The organism is Sulfitobacter guttiformis (genome assembly GCF_003610455.1).
GTDB lineage: Bacteria > Pseudomonadota > Alphaproteobacteria > Rhodobacterales > Rhodobacteraceae > Sulfitobacter > Sulfitobacter guttiformis.
The window spans coordinates 621,299-641,429 of the sequence record NZ_RAQK01000001.1; the positions used below are offsets into that span (position 1 = coordinate 621,299).

Below are 20,131 nucleotides of genomic sequence, written 5' to 3' on the forward strand. Positions count from 1 at the left end.
CCCGACAGGGATGCTGCCCTGCCGTTGTAATCTTGCGCCTTACAATCATATTCTGGTTACGAAAGAAAGTCCTATGCTTGCGTCAGATGGACGCGAAACGCACCGCCGAATTGCCATTCCCTTTAACGTCACGATGATCGTCCCCTTCCCTTCCCGCCTAACGGAGCTTACCCAGATGTCAGACGCCCCTTTTTCGCCCTTTGATGACCTTTTGGACCGGGATACAGCGCTCCGCGTCCTGCGCGAGGCCGTCGCGGGCGCCGATGACGGCGAGTTGTTTTTCGAGCGCAGCCGATCGGAGGCGCTGATGTTCGACGATGGCCGCCTCAAGACAGCCAGCTATGGCGCCGCCACCGGTTTCGGACTGCGCGCCGTGCGCGGCGAGGTTGCGGGCTACGCCCATTCAACCGAGATATCCGAAGCAGCCCTGAGGCGTGCTGCACAGACGGCCCGCCTTGCTGTTGGTGATGGCGGTGGCACATGGGCGGATGCACCGGTGGGGACCAACAAACAACTTTACACCGATCAGGACCCCATCGCAGGCGTTGGGTTTTCCGTAAAAGTAGAGACATTGCGCGAAATGGATGCATTTTGCCGAAGCCTGGACAAACGCGTTGTACAGGTCAGCGCCTCGATCGCCGCCTCGCTTCAAGAAGTCGAAATTTTGCGCCCCGAAGGAACTTCTGTGCGCGACATCCGCCCCATGACGCGTGTAAATGTCTCGATCATCGTCGAGCATGAGGGGCGCCGTGAAAGTGGCACAGCGGGCGGCGGTGGGCGCGCCTCACTCGACGGTCTCATCGCTGCCGAAGACTGGCAGGGCAAGGCCCGCGAGGCGCTGCGTATCGCCCTTGTGAATCTTGAAGCCGTCCCTGCCCCTGCAGGTATGATGGACGTGGTGCTCGGCCCCGGCTGGCCTGGCATCTTGCTGCACGAGGCCATCGGTCACGGCCTTGAGGGGGATTTTAATCGCAAAGGCACATCCGCCTTTGCAGGTCTCATGGGCCAGCAGATCGCCGCAAAAGGTGTGACTGTTCTGGACGACGGGACCATCCCCGACCGACGCGGCTCCATCTCCGTAGACGACGAAGGGACGCCCAGCGCCAAAAATATCCTGATCGAGGACGGCAAGCTGGTCGGCTATATGCAAGATCGCCAGAATGCACGCCTGATGGGTGTAAAAAGTACGGGCAACGGCCGCCGTCAAAGCTTTGCCCACATCCCCATGCCCCGCATGACCAATACCTACATGTTGGGCGGCGATACCGCTCCGGGTGACATCGTGGCCGACCTCAAGGATGGCATCTATGCCGTGGGGTTTGGCGGCGGTCAGGTGGACATAACCAACGGCAAGTTCGTATTTTCCTGCACCGAAGCATATCGCGTGCAAAACGGCGTTGTCGGCGCGCCTGTCAAAGGGGCAACCCTGATCGGTGATGGCGCTACTGCACTCCAACAAATCCGCGCCATCGGCAATGACCCCTCCCTCGATCCCGGCATGGGCAACTGCGGCAAGCAAGGCCAGTGGGTGCCTGTGGGCGTTGGCCAGCCGACCCTGATGATCGGCGGCCTGACTATTGGAGGTGCTGCGGCTTGATAGACCGGGCAATTCCGAAAGGATTGATTCACCCTCTGTTAACCAACGAGGACTATATCTGATTCCAGCAACAGACGGAGCGACGGGATGACTGACAGGAATTACGATCCTTCTTCCACTCACCCCCCACTCCCACCCACCCCGGAAGACGAACAGTTTGCCCGTCTCCGTCTGTTGCGCTCGCGCCGGGTCGGTATATCCACGTATAAACGACTGCTGATCGAACACGGCACTGCGCAAAATGCGCTGGCCGCGCTACCCGAGGTGGCGCGGTCTGCGGGCGTTGCAGGATACGAAATCTGCCCTGAAGGTGTTGTACGTGCAGAACTGCGCGCCGCCCATGCTGCAGGGGCAAAGCTGCTGCACATCGACCACCCCGATTATCCTGCTTCGCTGGCCGAGCTTGACGATGCACCACCTTTTTTATGGCTGCTTGGGGATTCTGCATTATTGGCACGGCCCATGATCGCGCTGGTCGGTGCGCGCAATGCATCCTCGCTGGGTACGCGGATGGCCCGCACACTCGCCCATGATCTGGGTGATGCGGGGTATGTTGTTGTGTCAGGTCTGGCGCGGGGCGTGGATGCTGCGGCGCATCTGGCGGCACTTCCCTTCGGTACTATCGCGGTTCAGGCGGGCGGCGTAGACATCATTTACCCCGCTGAGAATACAGCTCTGGCAGAGGATATTGCGCGTAAAGGTTTGCGCCTGTCCGAACAACCCATGGGCCTTACCCCCACGGCGCGATATTTCCCCAAACGGAATCGTATTATTTCCGGCCTTGCCCGCGCAACGGTCGTGGTGGAAGCCGCCGCGAAATCCGGAAGTCTAATTACCGCACGTGATGCCCTTGATCAGGGGCGCGACGTCATGGCCGTCCCCGGCCATCCGTTTGATGCACGCGCCGCTGGAGGCAACATGCTGATCCGCGATGGTGCTACCCTTATTCGCAGCGCAGCCGATATTCTGGAGGCATTCGCAGCGCAGCCGATATTCTGGAGGCCATCGGTCCGCTCCACAGTAATGCGTCACGACTACCTCTGCTCACCCCACGCACAGCATCGCAAAGCCCCAAACCGCGCCGCACGTTGCGCGAAACCGCCAGCCTGCATTTGTCAATTCTGAGCCGGCTCGGCCCCTCCCCCGTAGCCGAAGACCAGCTTATCCGTGACCTGCAATTGCCCTCCTCCGCACTCACGCCCGCGCTGGTCGAGTTGGAGTTGGACGGCAAGGTTTTGCGTGGTGCAGGGGGACTTCTGTCGCGAGCCGTTTAGCCCAAAATGCCGGACGGTTGCGCCAAGTAAATTAGGTTAACTGCGTCAAAGGTTGGCATTTTCACCGTGGCTGCAGGCCGTGCTGATCCCGCCGCGCATTGACAAAGGCCCCTTGCATCCCACATGTCAAAGGCCATAGACGCCGCAACACACCTCCGTCGAAGGACCTTATTTGCATGCCAGTAGTCGTTGTCGAATCTCCCGCCAAGGCCAAGACGATCAACAAATATCTTGGTGACAACTTCACGGTTCTGGCATCCTACGGCCATGTACGTGACCTGCCAGCCAAGAACGGATCGGTGGATACCGACAACGACTTCGAGATGTTGTGGGAGATCGACAGCGGCTCCAAAAAGCACATGAAGGCGATCGCCGATGCGCTAAAACTCGACAATGAACTGATCCTCGCAACCGACCCCGACCGCGAAGGGGAGGCAATAAGCTGGCACCTGCAGGAAGCTTTGACGCTGCGCAAATCCATCAAAAAAGACACGCCCGTGAGCCGGGTTGTCTTTAATGCGATCACCAAGACCGCCGTAACCGAGGCGATGAAAAACCCCCGTCAGGTCGACATGCCGCTGGTCGAGGCCTATTTGGCGCGGCGCGCGCTGGACTATCTGGTGGGTTTCAACCTCAGCCCTGTTTTGTGGCGTAAACTGCCAGGTGCCAAATCCGCAGGCCGCGTGCAATCGGTCACGCTGCGCATCATCTGCGAGCGCGAGATAGAGATCGAAGCGTTCAGGCCCCGCGAGTTTTGGAGCGTGAAGGCACTGGTCTCTACCCCTTCAGGGCAGGAATTCGAAGTTCGCCTGACAGAGCTTGCCGGTAAGAAGCTCGACAAGTTCGATCTTGATGATGCGACCAAAGCAGAGATGGCAGTGCAAGCTGTATCGAGCAGGGATCTCAAAGTAGCCTCCGTCGAAGCCAAGCCCGCCACACGCAACCCTTCTGCGCCGTTTATGACATCGACCCTCCAACAGGAGGCGAGCCGCAAGTTCGGCATGGGCGCGCGCCAGACGATGAGTACCGCCCAGCGCCTCTATGAGGCAGGACACATCACCTACATGCGGACCGACGGCATCGATATGGCGCCCGAAGCGATGGAGATGGCCCGCGAAGCGATTACCGAGCGCTATGGCGACAAGTATATTCCTGAAAAGCCGCGCCTTTACAAAAATAAAGCCAAAAACGCTCAGGAAGCGCATGAATGTATCCGGCCCACAGAAATGTCGAAGGATGCGGATGCCCTCAAGCTGATGGATGGCGACCAGCGCAAACTGTATGATCTGATATGGAAGCGCACGTTGGCTTGTCAGATGGAAAGTGCGCGGCTGGAGCGGACCACTGTCGATGTCTCTTCCGCCGACAAACAGGTCACATTGCGCGCCACAGGCCAGGTTGTTCTCTTTGACGGGTTTCTCAAGGTCTATGAAGAGGGCCGCGATGACGTGGCAGACGACGATGAAAAGCGCCTGCCACAGATAAGCCATGGCGATGCGCTCAAAAAATCACCCGCTGCGCGCTATTCAGAAGAATTCGCCAAGGCCACCGGCATAGAAGGCGACGATGCGCTTATTGACGCAAGCGACAAAGGTGCTGCGGGCATGCAACGCAAGTCCGGTGCGCTCTTGGCCGAGCGCGATGCCGTTCTTGGAGGACAACATTTTACGCAGCCGCCACCACGCTATACCGAAGCGACGCTTGTAAAACGGATGGAAGAGCTCGGCATTGGTCGACCCTCCACATATGCCAGCATTGTCACCACCATTCAGGACCGCGGCTACGTGCGCCGCGAGGGCCAGCGTTTGATCCCCGAAGACAAGGGACGTCTGGTGACTGCGTTTCTGGAAAATTACTTCAAACGCTATATCGGCTATGACTTCACCGCAGATCTCGAAGACCAGCTTGATAAAGTCTCCGCAGGAGAGGCCGAATACAAGAAAGTGCTCGACAGGTTCTGGCGCGATTTTTCGGCCGCGATTGCAGAAACGTCCGAGCTTCGCATCACCGAAGTGCTGGAAAAGATAAACGATGTGCTTGCGCCGCATTTGTTTCCTGCCAATGCGGAGGGAACTGATCCGCGGTTGTGCCCCAACTGCGAAATTGGCCGTCTTAGCATGCGAACTGCGCGGTCCGGCGGGGCGTTCATCGGCTGCTCGAACTATCCCGAGTGCCGCTATACCCGCCCCTTCGGCCCACCTGATCCAGAGGCCGAAGCATCGGCTATTCCACCCGACGGCAAGCTGCTGGGCGAGGACCAAGGCGACGAAATTCGCGTATTTAAAGGGCGCTTTGGTCCCTATGTACAGCGTGGCGCACAGACCGAAGAAGTGCCAAAGCCTCCGCGCCAGTCGATCCCAAAAGACTGGGAGCCGGAACAGCTTGATCTTGAACGCGGCGTTATGCTGCTGTCGCTCCCGCGGGAGATCGGGCCGCACCCCGAGGACGGCATCATGGTTTGGGCCAACATCGGGCGCTACGGCCCTTACCTCAAACACGCGCCCTCCACGTCCGACCGTGGTGGCACAAATGCAAACCTCGAAGGGATAGACGAGGTGTTCACCGTCGGGATGAACCGAGCCGTGCAACTGTTGGCGGAGAAAGTTGCATCGCGCGGGCAACGCGGTGTGGCTGCGGCCCCCCTGCGCGAGCTGGGCGAGCACCCCACAGCGGGAGGACCTGTCAATGTCATGAAGGGTAAATACGGCCCCTATGTGAAGTGGGACAAAATCAACGCGACAATCCCCGACACGGTAGAGCCCGAAGACATCACCATTGATCAGGCGGTTCTACTTATCGATGAGCGGGCCGAAAAATCGGGTAAGAAAAAACCTGCTGCGAAAAAGAAAGCAGCCCCTAAAAAAGCCACCGCAAAGAAACCTGCTGCCAAGAAAGCAGCTCCCAAAAAAGCCGCTGCAAAAAAGCCAGCGGCCAAGAAGCCCACAGCGAAAATAGCAACAGCATCTAAAACTGCATCCAAGGAAACGGATGCATAGACAGCATATCCTTGGTGCAGCGTCCTTTCCCTGACCGGGAACGGGCGCTGCACTGCGATAACATTTACGTCAGGGCTGTCTGCTATCCCTTTAATCTCTCCACCCGATAGATAAGTACTGCCTTAGGCCTGTCAAAAGGAGAAAGCAGTAAGATGACCAATAAACCTTTTTCAAGACGTCGCATGATACTCGCCGCCGGCGCGTCGCTCGCGTTGCCATCGCTTGTCCGTGCGCAGGATGCACCCGATATTGTAGAAAACCGCCGCAATATCATGAGCTTTCGCACACAGCGCTGGCAGGATCACTTTGAGACCTTGGGAAAGGGTGCGATTGTTGCTGATATTTCATCGCGCACCCTGCACTATTGGGACGCGGACGGCGTGACTTACAAAATCTATCCCTCCTCGGTGCCCCGCTCCGAAGAACTCACCAAACGGGGTTATACACAAATCGTGCGTAAGCGTGTTGGCCCCGACTGGACCCCAACGGCATCGATGATGGAGCGCGATCCTACGCTTGCCTACATGCCTCCCGGCCCCGGAAATCCACTTGGGACTCATGCAATGTATTTGTCATGGCCCGCCTATCTGATCCACGGCACCCACGATACCCGCAAGATCGGGCGCCAGTCCTCGGACGGCTGTATCGGCCTGTATAACCACAAGGTTGAGGAGCTTTTTGCAATGGCACAAGTGGGCACGCAAGTGCGCCTGGTCTAGTATCGATAAGCCTGCTGCGGCGCGGCATATGATTGACAGCTCCCTGCCCCCGCGTCACAACCTCCCCTGACCACTTCACGGATCAGGGGAGCACGAAATCATGAAAAAAGTATATGCGAACGCCGCCGAGGCCCTAGACGGGATTCTCGAAGACGGCATGCTGATTGCCTCGGGCGGCTTCGGCCTTTGTGGCATTCCCGAACTCCTGTTGGCCGCAATCCGCGAGTCAGGCGTCAAAGATCTCACATTTGCGTCAAATAATGCGGGCGTGGACGATTTCGGAATCGGCATCCTGTTGCAAACCAAGCAGGTGAAAAAGATGATTTCGTCCTATGTGGGCGAGAACGCGGAGTTCATGCGCCAATACCTCTCTGGCGAGCTGGAGCTGGAATTCACACCTCAGGGCACGCTGGCCGAGCGCATGCGCGCTGGTGGTTCTGGCATTCCGGGCTTTTACACAAAGACCGGCGTAGGCACCGTGATTGCCGAAGGCAAGGATGTGAAGAACTGGAACGGTCAGGACTATATTCTTGAGGAAGGGATTTTTGCAGACCTCGCCATTGTGAAAGCTTGGAAAGCGGACGAGACCGGCAATCTGATTTTCCGTAAAACCGCACGCAACTTTAACCCGCCCGCCGCGATGTGCGGCAAAATCTGTGTGGTAGAAGTAGAAGAGATCGTGCCCACAGGCAGCCTTGACCCCGACCACATCCACCTGCCCGGCATCTATGTCCACCGCATCATCCAAGGCGATCACGAAAACCGGATCGAGCAACGCACAACCCGTAAACGCGAGGAAGCATAATCATGGCATGGGATCGTAACCAAATGGCGGCACGCGCCGCACTTGAGCTGGAAGACGGCATGTATGTGAACCTCGGCATCGGCATCCCGACGCTGGTGGCCAACTATGTCGGCGACAAGGACATCACCCTCCAGTCAGAGAATGGCATGCTGGGCATGGGCCCCTTCCCCTTTGAGGGCGAAGAGGACGCAGACCTAATCAACGCGGGAAAACAAACCATAACCGAGATGGACCGCACGGCATATTTCGATTCAGCGATGTCATTCGGGATGATCCGTGGCGGCAAAATCGCTGCGGCGATCCTGGGTGCGATGGAAGTGTCGGAGAACGGCGATCTGGCAAACTGGATGATCCCTGGCAAGCTGGTCAAGGGCATGGGCGGCGCGATGGATCTGGTTGCGGGCGTGGGGCGTGTAATCGTGGTCATGGATCACGCAAACAAGCACGGCGAAAGCAAGGTTCTTAAGGAATGTACCCTTCCCCTGACCGGTAAAGGGGTTGTCGACCGTATCATCACCAATCTTGGCGTACTCGATGTGGTCGAGGGCGGTTTGCGCATTGTTGAATGTGCAGAGGGCGTTACCGAGGATGAGCTGCGCGCGGCCACTGACGCAACGCTGATCTAGACCGCTGCAAAAGTTGCGGCCCTGAATGTCCGTTACGCTTTACCGCATCTACTTCATCAAGTTGAACACACAGCCGTCCGAGATTAACTCGGGCGGCGTTTTACATAACCCCTTGGCGACCTGAAAAGCAGCCAGTACTTTTGGCACATAGTCACGCGTTTCGGGAAAGGGCGGCACGCCTGCGTGTTTGCGCACAGACCCCTCGCCCGCGTTATAGCCCGCCAAGACAAGTATCGGATCATTGGCAAACTCGCCCATCAACCAGTCGAGATATTTGATACCACCAGATATGTTTTGTTGTGGGACATTACTGTCGGTGACGCCAAAGCGGATGGCAGTGTCAGGCATCAGCTGCATCAGGCCCTGTGCGCCTGCGCTACTAACGGCGTCGACACGCCCAGACGATTCTACTGAAATCACCGCAAGTGCCAGCGCAGGCGATACCTTTGTCCCGATGGTCGAGCGCAGAATATCGATGCCATGCAGCTTTGCGATGTCCTGCATATGCTGAAGCCGCGGCGCAGGCACACGCGATGTCGCACTTGAAAGGGCCGTCATCGCGATGTCGAGGCGTCCGGGACCGGATTGAGAGGCCTCGGGTGATACCTTGGCCCAGAACCAGTCATACTGACCGCGGTTTGTACGCTCCAGCGCGCCCGATGGCGCGAGCTGCGCGGCAGGTTCAGGTATGAGAGAGGGCGCGGGGCGGTTAATCTGTACGTTAACCCGTTTTCGCGCCCCCGCTTTTGGCGGTTGTACGAATTTTGGCTGGAAGTCAGGGAAAGGCGCGGGAGATTCCGCACCTGAATCACCAGCCACCGGCGAAATGGCCAGCGCAACACCCAGCGCGAGCGACAATCTTATACGTTTCATAGGCCCTGTTTTCATTTTTGAACTGCTTTTTTGATTCAATATTGCGCAAAAAGCCCATCAAAACCAGCAAATGAGGCAGCGAAACATGGCGAATTTGCCATAATTGGGGTGTTTTGGTCGCATCTCCGCACATACCCAAAAGGTTTTTTAATTAAAACCGTTCAATAACAGAAGGTTGCCAAAAATTTATTTAAATAATTTGTACCAACTGAAAATGCCTCATTTGCTGCCAAATTCATGCCCCAATCTTACAGCTATATAGGGTCATACCAAGTCGAGCAGGTCTGAATGAGAGCGGGCCACACGGTGAGACAGGGTTGTAACTCAGAACTTAAAAACATCCTTTGGAGGGATAACAACATGATGAAATTCGTAAAAAACTTCCGCAATGACGAAGACGGCGCAGTAACAGTTGACTGGGTTGTTCTGACAGCCGCAGTTGTTGGCCTGGCGATCGCAGCCTACGGCGCAATCGAAACCGGCGCAGGCAGCATGACAGCCAACACATCCACCTTCCTTGGCGCACAGGTTATCGGTGAAGTTGGCGCGCCAGCCGCCCCATAAGCTCTAGCGGGTAGGTTAGCTTCTGCTCACACCAGATCAGGGGGGCTGCGTTCTGCATAGAATGCAGCCCCCTTTTCCGTTGCACAGGTTGCGCACAGCCGTAACAGAAATTGAGAGTTTACCGATGATCAACCGCATCAAGACGTTCGGCAAAGACGAAGGCGGTGCAGTAACCGTGGATTGGGTCGTGCTGACCGCAGCTGTTGTCGGCCTGGCAATTGCTTCGTTCGCATCAATCCAGCAAGGCAGCCGGAGTGTTGGAAACAACGTCGGTGATTATCTCACACAGACCCCTGTAGAAGATTTAATGAACTCAGGTGGGTAAGGTGCCGCACTCTGCGGTGCCTTCGGTTTTTGCGGATTAAGACGCAAAATCACCATAATCTACTGGCACATAGCCAGATCAAGAAACGCGTCCGGCATTGCCGGACCATGAGATTAAGAGGAACACAACATGCGTATGATTTTTGGACTCGTGTTACTGATCGGAATCGCTTTGGCCGGCGGCGCAGTGTATCTCGCGAAAGGCCAGATCGGCCAATATAAGACCGCAATTGCACGCGCAGAGGCCGCAAAAGCACAAATCGTTCCGACGCAGCCTGTTTTTGTTGTGACCCGCGCCTTGAAATACGGTGAAAAACTTTCAAAAGAAGATGTACGCGCCGTCGACTTCCCTGTGGCCGCCACACCCGAAGGCTACTTCGCCGACCTAGCCACCATCTTCCCCGAAAATACCGACGCACAACGGGTTGTTCTGCGTCCGATCGAAAAAGACGAGGTCCTGCTTGCCGTCAAGGTAACAAAGCCCGGCGAGGATGCCGGTCTTACCTCCCGCCTTGAAAAAGGCATGCGTGCTTTTGCGATCAAGGTTGATGTGTCCTCCGGTGTGTCCGGCTTCCTGCGTCCCGGTGACCGTGTCGATATCTACTGGACCGGAAGTGTCGGCAATGGCGGCATGGCCCGTATCGAAGTGACGAAACTGATCGAGTCGAGCATCCCGCTGATCGCGGTTGACCAACGTTCGGGCGAGCTTGAGGGCGCACAGATTGCGCGGACCGTCACCGTTGCCGTTGACCCCACGCAGGTCGCAGCCTTGGCTCAGGCGCAGTCTACAGGACGCCTTGCCCTGTCACTGGTGGGTGTCGGTGATGACGTGACGGTTGCCAGCAACATCGAGGTGAACCAACAGGATCTTCTGGGCATCGAGGCCGCAGTTCAGGCGCCCGAAGTCGCTCAGGAACGGGTATGTACCATCCGCACACGCCGTGGTGCCGAAGTTGTAAGCATCCCGATCCCCTGCACAAATTGACAGAAAAACAGTTATTTTACGGTTATTTTTTCAGAATTAGTTGCGCCGCCCTCCTACAGGGGCGGCGTTGCGCATTTGACGCTGTTGCTATTTATCCACAGCAAGATTGCAACCGAACGCATTGATTCTTGCAATAAAAACAGAATTGCACCAAGGTCATTGAAACGACGGGCACTAAGACCCTACCTTGAGGCGTGATCAAAAAGGCAGGTCACATGAAAATTGACAGATTTCTTAAAGCAGCCCTTCTAGGGTTGTCACTGAGCGCATCCACCCTCCTGATGACCGCCCCCACGGCAGTCATGGCGGATAATCTGCGCATTGTGAAAAGCGGCACCAGTTCCAAACTGAACGTCCCCCTCAACCGTGCGATTGTAGTCGAAAGCGACACACCCTTCGCCGAGCTGAGCATTGCCAACCCTGGAATTGCGGATCTCTCCTCCCTATCGGACCGGACCATTTACGTTCTTGGTAAATCGCCAGGCACGACGACACTCACGCTGTTTGATGCGGCGGGACGTTTAATCACGAACGTTGATGTAGTTGTGACGCCGGACCTGTCGGAGTTCAAAGAACGGCTACGCCAGATCCTTCCGGGCGAAAAAATCGAAGTGCGCTCTGCCAATGACGGCATTGTTCTGTCAGGTGTTGTGACATCTATCCAGAAACTCGACCGCGCACTTGAGCTGGCCGAGCGTTACGCGCCAGAGCGTGTTTCAAACCTCATGAGCGTGGGCGGCATCCAGCAGGTTATGCTGAAGGTCCGTTTCGCCGAAATGCAGCGTTCCGTCTCAAAATCCCTCAGTTCTTCGCTTTCGTTAAGTGGCGGCATCGGCGGCGATATTGGCGTGCGCGGTGGTACAGGTACTTTGACAACAAATGCCGGCAGCACCGGTGCTATCGCAGGCACCCTGCCCGCGACAAACACAAACAACGGCGCCATTTTATTCGGCTTTAACGCGGGATCGACCCAGGTGGGTATCCTGCTCGAAGCGCTCGAGCAAAAAGGGGTTGTGCGTTTCCTTGCGGAACCAAATCTTGTGGCGCTATCGGGACAGGAAGCAAAGTTCCTGGCGGGCGGCGAGTACCCCATTCCAGTGGCACAGGATCGTGGCACAACATCCATTGAATTCAAACCATTCGGCGTCGAGTTGTCCTTTATTCCACGGGTTGTTGATAAAGATCTGATCAACCTCGAGCTGAAAGCGGCCGTATCCGCGATTGATCCGTCCAATGGCATCACACTTGACGGTGGCTTCTCCATCGCCGCCTTCTCGCGGCGAGAAACCTCAACTACGGTCGAAATGCGCGATGGCGAGAGCTTTGCAATCGCGGGTCTGTTGCAGGACGATTTCAGCGACAGCTCCTCACAGCTGCCATGGATCGGTGATGTACCGGTTCTGGGTGCCCTCTTCCGCTCAGCAAATTATCAGCGGAGCCAGACAGAGCTGGTCATTATTATCAGCGCGCATCTTGTCACACCGACCCGCGGTGAAGCGCTTGCTCTGCCGACCGACCGGATCAAGCCACCGACAGAGCAGGACCTGTTCTTGTTTGGCCGAACTGCCGCTGGCACACGCACTCCGCAAAAGGGTGCAGCCGGAGAAGTTGCCAAGCAGGACTTTACCGGATCATATGGTTATGTACTGGATTAATACGATGAACCGCATGTCCCATCGCAAGCTTCTTACCGGCAGCCTCTTGTCAGCCGCAATCGGCCTAACAGCCTGTTCCAGTCAAGATCAGGTATACACACAATTCTATTCCGAAGCGGGATCGCTGGTGGATGCCGGAGATTTCGGGAATGCCACCCTCAACAACCGCCTCGTTATGACCGGCGAGCGGCAGTATACCTTTGACTTGGCACAGCGGTTCGCCACAGAGATCGATAGTACGGTGAATTTCGAGTTCAACTCGGCGCAGCTAGACGGCCAGGCACAAGCGATTTTGCGCCAGCAGGCCGGATGGATCCGTCAGTTCCCTGAAATCCGCTTTCGCGTCTATGGCCATACCGATGCAGTGGGCTCTAACCGGTCAAACAAGGGCCTCGGATTGCGCCGTGCAAATGCGGTCGTGAGTTATCTCGCAACTTTGGGCATCAGTACCAGCCGTCTCGAAGCGGTCGTATCTTTCGGTGAAACACAACCTCTCGTCGTGACGCAGGGCCGCGAGCGTCGTAACCGCCGTACCGTGACAGAAGTGAGCGGATTTGTAGATCGCCATCCAACCGTAATGGACGGCAAATACGCCCAGATCATATACCGCGACTATGTTGCGAGTGCCGTTGCACCAACAACACTGTCCACAACCGAAGTCGGTTCACTGGCAACAAACTAAGTTATTGATAAATTTGATGGATGGCGCTCTTTTAGGGCGCCTTTTGTCTTTCTGGAGACCCGTTCCGCCACGGGTCAATCCTCCCTGATCACTGTGATCGTTTCAAGATACCCAACAATCGCAGCTTTTCGGCCCCAATCTCGCCCAACTTGGCTGCGATACCTCTATCAACGAGAAAACTCTGTCCGGAAAAACACCGGCGGAGGGCAGATCCAATCCGGTAGCGGTGCATTTGCACCAAATCCGCGGATCGTGATGCCCTTTGATAGAAGGAACGAAGGCAATGAGCAGCGTAATGCCACAACCCGATCAGGACGCGATCCTTGCATGCACGGTTTGTCGTGATGTGCAGAATTTTGATCTATTGATCGAGGATATGGAAGCCACGATGGGAGAGGCCTGGGGAGATCTGGGCTTTGCCGAAGCCCTTTCCTTCTTCGGTCAGCCCGAGGCAAAAGGCATGGAGTTTATCGCTTTGGCGATAGATGAGGAGGATGAAGACAATTTACCTCTCATGGGCGAAATAATTGCCCAGGCCAAAGCCCGCAACATCAGGGTGATCCTGATTGCTGAGGATGTAACCCCCGCCGCCCTTCATTCGCTGCTGCGACAGGGTGCTGATGAATTCGTACCCTATCCCCTTCCCGAAGGTGAACTTGCGCAGGCGATCGAGCGACTTCGCACCCCTGCGGCCGCTGCTGTGACAGCAGACAACGGAGCCAAACTAAGGGCTGGTGCACAAAAAGACGGAGCGATCATTGTGGTTCACGGTCTGGCAGGTGGCACAGGCTCTACAACGCTGGCTGTTAACCTCGCATATGAACTGGCAAACATCGGCAAAACCGCCAATCCTTCGGTTTGCCTGATTGATCTGGACCTCCAGTATGGCTCGGTTTCGACCTTCCTTGATCTGCCGCGTCGCGAGATTGTATATGAGATGCTCTCGGACACCGAGGCAATGGACGAGCAAATCTTTGGTCAGGCACTGCTGAAATACGAAGATAAACTTCAGGTTCTGACTGCGCCCTCAGATATGTTGCCCCTCGATCTGGTGACATCCGAAGATATCGGCCGCGTCCTCGATATTGCGCGTAACCAGTTTGACTATGTTGTTATCGACATGCCTTCGACGCTCGTTCAATGGTCCGAAACAGTCCTGACCTCTGCGCATATCTACTTTGCGATGCTCGAGCTCGACATGCGGTCCGCCCAGAACACGCTGCGCTTCAAACGGGCTTTGCAGTCCGAGGAACTGCCGGTGGAAAAACTGCGTTATGTTCTGAACCGTGCACCCAAATTTACCGATATCAACGCAAAGAGCCGTGTAAAGCGCATGGCCGAAAGCCTCGACATCAGCATCGACCTGCAACTTCCCGATGGGGGAAAGCCGATTACGCAGGCGAATGATCACGGGATGCCCCTGGCCTCCTCCGCCCCTAAAAGCCCGCTTCGCAAGGAAATCTCTAAGCTTGCAGCGTCGATCCACAATCTGCGAGCCAGCGAATCCGCTGCGGCATAGGTCCTGAACAGAAAGCACAACGCGATGTTCTCAAAATATAAAAAATCCGATGCTGGCCCTGCAAAGCAGGCAAGTGTAACCAAAATCGAAGCCGCAAAGCCAAAAGAAGAAGTAGCCACAGCGTCCATGCGCCGCGCGTCCCAGCCCGCTGCTGCTATTCCGGTCGATAAAGAGGTTAAGCGAAAGCAGCGCATGGGCGAGATCAAGCTCGATCTGCACCGTGTTCTACTCGACAATCTCAATCTTGCCGCACTCGAGCATGCGACAGAGGCGGACCTGCGCGCGGAGATTAATGCGATTTCGAACGAACATCTGAACGACAAATCCATCGTTCTGGGCCGTGAAGACCGCATGACACTCAACTCGGAGCTTTATGACGAAGTTACGGGCCTTGGCCCTCTAGAGACATTGCTCAAAGACGAGACCGTGAACGATATTTTGGTAAATGGCCCGCAACAGATTTTTGTCGAACGCGCAGGTAAACTTGAGCTGACGGACGTCACTTTCAAGGATGAACGTCACCTGCTGCGCATCATCGACAAGATCGTAAGTGCAGTTGGCCGTCGCGTTGACGAAAGTAACCCTTATGTCGATGCGCGTCTCAAGGACGGTTCGCGCTTTAACGCGATGGTCCCGCCCGTTGCGGTCGACGGCAGCTTGGTTTCCATCCGTAAGTTTAAAAAAGATAAGCTTGGCATTGACGATCTGGTACAATTCGGCGCTTTCACCGAGGAAATGGCTGCATATCTACAAGCAGCTGTTGCGACACGCCTCAACATTATCGTGTCGGGCGGTACCGGTTCAGGTAAGACAACTACGCTCAACGCGCTTAGCTCCTTTATCGACAACGCAGAGCGCATCCTGACAATCGAGGATACAGCCGAACTGCAGCTGCAACAGACACATGTTGGCCGGATGGAAAGTCGCCCGCCAAACGTCGAGGGCAAAGGCGAGGTATCCCCTCGCGACTGTCTGAAAAACGCCCTGCGCATGCGGCCCGACCGCATCATCGTGGGTGAAACCCGTGGCGAAGAAGTCATCGACATGCTTCAGGCCATGAACACCGGACATGACGGCTCCATGACCACGATCCACGCAAACTCCGCTCGGGACGGTGTATCGCGTCTGGAAAATATGATCGCCATGGCCGGCATCGAAATGCCTCTGAAAGCGGTGCGTAGCCAGATTTCATCGGCTGTAAACCTGATTGTTCAGGCCTCCCGCTTGCAGGACGGCTCGCGCCGCATGACCTCCATCACGGAGATCACGGGCATGGAAGGTGACGTCATCTCGATGCAAGAAATCTTCCGCTACCAGCGTGTCGGCCTGACCCCGGATAACAAGATCATCGGCCACTTCACCGCGACCGGCGTGCGTAGCCATTACGCGGAGCGCTTCCGCATGTGGGGCTACGATCTGCCGTCTTCCATCTACGAACCAATCGCGGCGCAATAATCACCGCCTCCCGAACGCCAATCTAAAATGACGCCCGCCTTAGGGCAAAAGGACCAAGATAATGAGTGCAGAACCAATCATTTACGGACTGATCTTCATCGGCGTGCTGGTGTTCGTAGAGGGCCTGTATCTGGTGGCCTTCGGAAAATCTATTTCGTTGAACTCCCGCGTGAACCGCCGCCTCGAGATGCTCGAAAAGGGCGACCGCCGCGAAGAGGTCCTTGAAAAGCTGCGCAAGGAAATGCAGCAGCACATGAAATCCAAAGGCATTCCCCTCTATTCTTTGTTGTCCGAAAAGGCCCAGAAGGCCGCGATTGCCTTTACACCGCAGCAATTGCTTATGGTGATGGCCGGCCTGTCGGTTGCGGTCTTTCTCGGCCTGACCATTGGCACCGACACTGAAACGCCCGTCCGGCTTGTTTTGTCTGGAGGCATGGGGATCGGCGCCGTCTTTTTGTGGATCTCGATGAAGGCAAACAAGCGTATGAGCATGATCGAGGAGCAACTGCCGGACGCGGTCGAGCTTATGGTCCGCTCGCTACGGGTAGGCCACCCGTTCACCAATGCCATTTCGATTGTGGCAAAGGAAATCCAGGATCCTCTCGCCTCGGAATTCGGGGTAATCTCGGATGAGGCAGCTTACGGTCGTGATATTGGCGAAGCGCTCAAGGATATGGCTGAGCGGCTTGATATGCAGGATCTGCGCTTTCTCGCCGTTGCCGTGACAATCCAGCAGCAATCGGGCGGTAACCTCGCTGAAATCCTTGCCGGTCTGGCAAAGGTCATCCGTGCCCGCTTCCGTCTGTTCCGCCGCGTGCAGGCCATCACAGCCGAAGCGAAATGGTCGGGCAAGTTCCTATCGGGCTTTCCCATTATGGCGCTTATCGTAATCAACATCGGCGATCCGCAGTATTACGACGAAGTGAAAGAAACACCCTACTTCATTCCGGCCTGTTTCTTTGTCGGCATCTTCCTCGGGGTGAACCTCCTTGTGATGCGCGTGCTCACAAATATCAAAGTTTAGGGGGCAGTTATGCTCAGCAATATCAACACCTCAATCAGCGACGTAATGGGCCCATTCGGTCTAATCATCATCCTCGGCGCACTCGGGATTATCCTTGTTTTGATCACTGTTGTCATGATGGTGAACCAGCCCGAAGATCCCCTCGACAAGCTCAAGCGTGACCGCACTGCACCCCGCAAGGGAGACGGCCAGATTGCGACCCTCCGGCAGAAGGAAGGCAACGCCCAACTCCAGAAATACGCAACCTTTCTTGAGCCGAAAGACGAAGGCGAACTGAGCCAGAAACAGCTTGAGCTGCGTCAAGCCGGCTATCAGTCACGCGATGCAGTACGAATGTTCTATTTCGCCCAGATGTCCCTCGGCCTGATTGGTCTGTTCATCGGAGTTGTCTACACCAACCTCATCGTCGAAGTCGAAATGACGACACAAAAGACAGTCATGTGGACATTAGGCCCCGGCGCGATCGGCTATTGGCTACCCAAATATTGGATCACCCGCCGCGTGGCCGCCCGCAAGGAGCAAATCGAGCAAGGCTTTCCCGATGCACTAGATATGATGCTGGTCTGCGTCGAGGCAGGTCAGTCACTGGACCAGTGTATCGTGCGGGTGGGCAACGAACTCAAAGCATCCTATGCCGCCCTAGCCGATGAATTCGAGGTAGTTGCACAGGAAATGAAGGCCGGTAAGGATAAGGTAAACGTACTTAATGACATGGGAACGCGCTGCGGAGTGCAAGACATCTCCTCGTTTGTGACAGTGCTGGTGCAGTCTGCCGCTTTCGGTACCTCCATCGCAGATGCCTTGCGTGTCTATGCTGCCGAAATGCGTGACAAACGCGTTATGAAAGCCGAAGAAGCGGCAAACAAGTTGCCAACCAAGATGACACTTGCCACTATGATGTTCACAGTGCCGCCCCTTCTGATCATCCTTGTCGGACCATCTGTGATGGGCATCACGAAAATGAGTGAAATGGGTGGACCCGGACAATAATGAGATCACGGTTACGGCGTATTGCCTGCCTCTCCCCGCTGCTTATAGCTTTAGCCGCCTGTTCTCAGGGCGGCTTTGGCGCGTCTGTATTCGGATCTAAAGCGCCTGAGCGCCTCGATGCGCCCGGCGTCGATTTGCGCGCGGACGGGGCCGACAATCTCGAAACCGGTCACCGTTTGGTTGCCTCGGGCGAATACGAACTCGCGATACGGTCATTCAACAGGGCCGCCATCGATCGCGGCACCGTCGACGCCGAAATCCTGTCCGGTCTGGGAACTGCAAATCTGGGTCTGGGTCGCTTGGGACAGGCCGAACAATTATTGCGCCGCGCTGTTGAGCGGGATGCAACAAGTCCGGAGATCTGGAACAACCTGGGCGTTGTGCTCATGGAACGTGGCAAAAATGCCGATGCAACCCAGATATTTCGCAAGGCTTTTGCCCTCGACAATGGCGAAAGTGTCTCAATTCGTGACAATCTTCGTTTAGCGCTCGAAAAATCAAAAAATTCTGGTACGTCTTATGTTAACGTCGAGGAATACAAACTGGTGCGCCGTGGATCATCCGATTACGTGATCCGCTCGGGGCTGTGACCTAAAAATAGGCACGGCATACAACCCACCCTGGGGCACCTCGTGAGGCACGAGAGCAGTAGAGGACGCAAATATGCGCCACAATTCCGTTTTGATCGCCCTTTTTATGGGCGCTACATTGTTATCCGCCTGCTCTGAAAAGAGCGGCGAAGAAACCGTCGAGCGGGCATTTCAGGATGTGAACGTCATCGATGACGCCAATCTGAACGATGTCATGCTGACAGTGGGAGATCCCAACGAGGCGGTTACATATTTCCAGCGCATCGTGAAGGAGCAGCCCGATAACATCGAGTTCCATCGCGGCCTTTCGCAATCTCTGATCCGCGGCAAACGCTTTGACGAGGGCGCCGTTGCATGGCAGCGCACCGTCGAGTTGAAAGGCGCGAACGACGATGACCGCGTCGAACTGGCCGATGCGTTGATCCGCTCCGGCGACTGGGCCCGCGCCGAAAAGACCCTTACGGCCATTCCTCCTACGCACGAGACATTCAAACGCTACCGTCTTGAGGCAATTATTGCCGACAGCAAGCAACAATGGACAAAGGCAGATAGTTTCTACGAGATCGCAGTGGGCCTCACAACCGAGCCCGCGCCGGTTCTCAACAACTGGGGTTACTCGAAGCTTACACGCGGTGACTATAAAGATGCCGAGCGACTGTTCACAGGTGCGGTAACGCAGGATCCTGCACTCTATACAGCCAAAAATAACCTCGTTCTGGCCCGTGGCGCCCAGCGCAACTACAATCTGCCCGTCGTCCCCATGGACCAGACAGAGCGCGCACAACTTTTGCATACCATGGCACTTTCCGCGATCAAACAGGGCGATGTCGAGACTGGAAAAGGTCTGTTGCGCGAAGCCATCGAGACCCATCCACAGCACTTCGAGGCGGCATCGCGCTCTCTCGCAGCACTCGAAGCCTGATAGAATGACGATTACGACCTACGCAGCCGCGTGGTTCCTGCCATTTGTTGTGCCCGTCTGTCTGTATGTGATGTACACTGATCTTTCGCGCATGAAGATTACAAATACTGCCAACCTGACACTGGCAGGAATTTTTGTTTTGATCGGTCTGATCGCCCTCCCCTTTGAGGAATACCTTTGGCGTTTGGCAGGCCTGGTTATTGTCCTTTTTGTCGGCATTGTGCTGAATGCCGCAGGCGTCATGGGCGCAGGCGACAGCAAATTCATCGCAGCCGCCGCGCCGTTTGTCGCTCCTGCTGATCTGGCCCAACTTACGTTTGTATTTGTTGCGGCCCTTCTCGCAGCCGTCGTCACCCACAAATTGGTAAAATTGACTCGCCTGCGCGCGTTGGCTCCCCATTGGACCAGCTGGGAACAGGGCAAGAAATTTCCGATGGGTTTGGCGCTCGGGCCAACGTTGATGATCTATCTTGCTCTCGGTTTCCTTTATGGTGCCTGAAAAGGGCCATCTTTCCCCCCTAAGGGTCGTAA

18 protein-coding genes and 1 pseudogene are annotated in these 20,131 nt (G+C 55.9%); 18 read left to right on the forward strand and 1 reads right to left on the reverse strand.

Annotation, left to right across the window (positions count from 1 at the left end):
• Window positions 1-175 precede the first annotated feature (175 nt).
• The 6 genes and pseudogenes from tldD to C8N30_RS02950 all read left to right on the forward strand — a co-directional run bounded on the left by tldD (window position 176) and on the right by C8N30_RS02950 (window position 8,017).
• On the forward strand, window positions 176-1,597 hold the full coding sequence (tldD, locus tag C8N30_RS02925; RefSeq protein ID WP_025063000.1) for a metalloprotease TldD: 1,422 nt from the start codon (window positions 176-178) through the stop codon (window positions 1,595-1,597).
• 87 nt (window positions 1,598-1,684) lie between these two features.
• Window positions 1,685-2,871: pseudogene (dprA, locus tag C8N30_RS02930) on the forward strand (DNA-processing protein DprA).
• 176 nt (window positions 2,872-3,047) lie between these two features.
• Entirely contained in the window at window positions 3,048-5,867 is a 2,820-nt protein-coding gene (topA, locus tag C8N30_RS02935) for a type I DNA topoisomerase (RefSeq protein WP_025063001.1), read from the forward strand.
• A gap of 152 nt (window positions 5,868-6,019) precedes the next feature.
• Window positions 6,020-6,586, forward strand: a complete 567-nt coding sequence (locus C8N30_RS02940; protein WP_025063002.1) for a L,D-transpeptidase — start codon at window positions 6,020-6,022, stop codon at window positions 6,584-6,586.
• A gap of 100 nt (window positions 6,587-6,686) precedes the next feature.
• Window positions 6,687-7,391 (forward strand): CoA transferase subunit A, encoded by a 705-nt coding sequence (locus tag C8N30_RS02945; protein WP_025063003.1) that lies wholly within the window; start codon window positions 6,687-6,689, stop codon window positions 7,389-7,391.
• Window positions 7,392-7,393: 2 nt separating this feature from the next.
• Entirely contained in the window at window positions 7,394-8,017 is a 624-nt protein-coding gene (locus tag C8N30_RS02950) for a 3-oxoacid CoA-transferase subunit B (protein WP_025063004.1), read from the forward strand.
• A gap of 48 nt (window positions 8,018-8,065) precedes the next feature.
• On the opposite strand, the gene C8N30_RS02955 is transcribed toward C8N30_RS02950, so the two are convergent.
• Complete coding sequence (locus tag C8N30_RS02955) at window positions 8,066-8,890, reverse strand: lytic transglycosylase domain-containing protein (protein ID WP_025063005.1); 825 nt, start codon at window positions 8,888-8,890, stop codon at window positions 8,066-8,068.
• 360 nt (window positions 8,891-9,250) lie between these two features.
• Here C8N30_RS02955 and C8N30_RS02960 point away from each other — a divergent pair, with 360 nt between their 5' ends.
• The 12 genes from C8N30_RS02960 (at window position 9,251) to C8N30_RS03015 (ending at window position 20,099) form a co-directional block, all read left to right on the forward strand.
• Window positions 9,251-9,454 carry a Flp family type IVb pilin gene (locus C8N30_RS02960; protein WP_025063006.1) on the forward strand — a complete coding sequence of 68 codons (204 nt, stop codon included), beginning with the start codon at window positions 9,251-9,253 and terminating at the stop codon, window positions 9,452-9,454.
• A 124-nt stretch (window positions 9,455-9,578) separates the two neighbouring features.
• Window positions 9,579-9,779 carry a hypothetical protein gene (locus tag C8N30_RS02965; RefSeq protein ID WP_025063007.1) on the forward strand — a complete coding sequence of 67 codons (201 nt, stop codon included), beginning with the start codon at window positions 9,579-9,581 and terminating at the stop codon, window positions 9,777-9,779.
• A gap of 129 nt (window positions 9,780-9,908) precedes the next feature.
• Window positions 9,909-10,763 (forward strand): Flp pilus assembly protein CpaB, encoded by an 855-nt coding sequence (gene cpaB, locus C8N30_RS02970; RefSeq protein ID WP_025063008.1) that lies wholly within the window; start codon window positions 9,909-9,911, stop codon window positions 10,761-10,763.
• A gap of 215 nt (window positions 10,764-10,978) precedes the next feature.
• Window positions 10,979-12,418: a type II and III secretion system protein family protein gene (locus tag C8N30_RS02975; protein WP_025063009.1), complete on the forward strand. Its 1,440-nt coding sequence runs from the start codon at window positions 10,979-10,981 to the stop codon at window positions 12,416-12,418.
• A complete protein-coding gene (locus C8N30_RS02980) occupies window positions 12,405-13,100 on the forward strand; it encodes an OmpA family protein (protein ID WP_025063010.1) in 696 nt (231 codons plus the stop codon). The genes C8N30_RS02975 and C8N30_RS02980 overlap by 14 nt, the downstream gene beginning before the upstream one ends.
• A 283-nt stretch (window positions 13,101-13,383) precedes the next feature.
• Window positions 13,384-14,619: an AAA family ATPase gene (locus C8N30_RS02985; protein WP_025063011.1), complete on the forward strand. Its 1,236-nt coding sequence runs from the start codon at window positions 13,384-13,386 to the stop codon at window positions 14,617-14,619.
• Between the two features lie 24 nt (window positions 14,620-14,643).
• Window positions 14,644-16,074 (forward strand): CpaF family protein, encoded by a 1,431-nt coding sequence (locus tag C8N30_RS02990; RefSeq protein ID WP_025063012.1) that lies wholly within the window; start codon window positions 14,644-14,646, stop codon window positions 16,072-16,074.
• A gap of 61 nt (window positions 16,075-16,135) precedes the next feature.
• The gene (locus C8N30_RS02995; RefSeq protein WP_037967959.1) at window positions 16,136-17,098 is read left to right on the forward strand and encodes a type II secretion system F family protein; all 963 of its coding nucleotides are present in this window, start codon (window positions 16,136-16,138) and stop codon (window positions 17,096-17,098) included.
• Window positions 17,099-17,107: 9 nt separating this feature from the next.
• Window positions 17,108-18,088: a type II secretion system F family protein gene (locus tag C8N30_RS03000; RefSeq protein WP_025063014.1), complete on the forward strand. Its 981-nt coding sequence runs from the start codon at window positions 17,108-17,110 to the stop codon at window positions 18,086-18,088.
• Window positions 18,088-18,678 (forward strand): tetratricopeptide repeat protein, encoded by a 591-nt coding sequence (locus C8N30_RS03005; protein ID WP_025063015.1) that lies wholly within the window; start codon window positions 18,088-18,090, stop codon window positions 18,676-18,678. The genes C8N30_RS03000 and C8N30_RS03005 overlap by 1 nt, the downstream gene beginning before the upstream one ends.
• A 73-nt stretch (window positions 18,679-18,751) precedes the next feature.
• Window positions 18,752-19,600 carry a tetratricopeptide repeat protein gene (locus C8N30_RS03010; RefSeq protein ID WP_025063016.1) on the forward strand — a complete coding sequence of 283 codons (849 nt, stop codon included), beginning with the start codon at window positions 18,752-18,754 and terminating at the stop codon, window positions 19,598-19,600.
• Window positions 19,601-19,604: 4 nt separating this feature from the next.
• Window positions 19,605-20,099 (forward strand): prepilin peptidase, encoded by a 495-nt coding sequence (locus C8N30_RS03015; RefSeq protein WP_025063017.1) that lies wholly within the window; start codon window positions 19,605-19,607, stop codon window positions 20,097-20,099.
• Window positions 20,100-20,131 lie beyond the last annotated feature (32 nt).

Bases quoted from the DNA above. Each gene is read 5' to 3' on its own strand.
- tldD (WP_025063000.1), top strand. From the start codon at position 176: ATGTCAGACGCCCCTTTTTCGCCCTTTGATGACCTTTTGGACCGGGAT.
- topA (WP_025063001.1), top strand. From the start codon at position 3,048: ATGCCAGTAGTCGTTGTCGAATCTCCCGCCAAGGCCAAGACGATCAAC.
- C8N30_RS02940 (WP_025063002.1), top strand. From the start codon at position 6,020: ATGACCAATAAACCTTTTTCAAGACGTCGCATGATACTCGCCGCCGGC.
- C8N30_RS02945 (WP_025063003.1), top strand. From the start codon at position 6,687: ATGAAAAAAGTATATGCGAACGCCGCCGAGGCCCTAGACGGGATTCTC.
- C8N30_RS02950 (WP_025063004.1), top strand. From the start codon at position 7,394: ATGGCATGGGATCGTAACCAAATGGCGGCACGCGCCGCACTTGAGCTG.
- C8N30_RS02955 (WP_025063005.1), bottom strand. From the start codon at position 8,890: ATGAAACGTATAAGATTGTCGCTCGCGCTGGGTGTTGCGCTGGCCATT.
- C8N30_RS02960 (WP_025063006.1), top strand. From the start codon at position 9,251: ATGATGAAATTCGTAAAAAACTTCCGCAATGACGAAGACGGCGCAGTA.
- C8N30_RS02965 (WP_025063007.1), top strand. From the start codon at position 9,579: ATGATCAACCGCATCAAGACGTTCGGCAAAGACGAAGGCGGTGCAGTA.
- cpaB (WP_025063008.1), top strand. From the start codon at position 9,909: ATGCGTATGATTTTTGGACTCGTGTTACTGATCGGAATCGCTTTGGCC.
- C8N30_RS02975 (WP_025063009.1), top strand. From the start codon at position 10,979: ATGAAAATTGACAGATTTCTTAAAGCAGCCCTTCTAGGGTTGTCACTG.
- C8N30_RS02980 (WP_025063010.1), top strand. From the start codon at position 12,405: ATGTACTGGATTAATACGATGAACCGCATGTCCCATCGCAAGCTTCTT.
- C8N30_RS02985 (WP_025063011.1), top strand. From the start codon at position 13,384: ATGAGCAGCGTAATGCCACAACCCGATCAGGACGCGATCCTTGCATGC.
- C8N30_RS02990 (WP_025063012.1), top strand. From the start codon at position 14,644: ATGTTCTCAAAATATAAAAAATCCGATGCTGGCCCTGCAAAGCAGGCA.
- C8N30_RS02995 (WP_037967959.1), top strand. From the start codon at position 16,136: ATGAGTGCAGAACCAATCATTTACGGACTGATCTTCATCGGCGTGCTG.
- C8N30_RS03000 (WP_025063014.1), top strand. From the start codon at position 17,108: ATGCTCAGCAATATCAACACCTCAATCAGCGACGTAATGGGCCCATTC.
- C8N30_RS03005 (WP_025063015.1), top strand. From the start codon at position 18,088: ATGAGATCACGGTTACGGCGTATTGCCTGCCTCTCCCCGCTGCTTATA.
- C8N30_RS03010 (WP_025063016.1), top strand. From the start codon at position 18,752: ATGCGCCACAATTCCGTTTTGATCGCCCTTTTTATGGGCGCTACATTG.
- C8N30_RS03015 (WP_025063017.1), top strand. From the start codon at position 19,605: ATGACGATTACGACCTACGCAGCCGCGTGGTTCCTGCCATTTGTTGTG.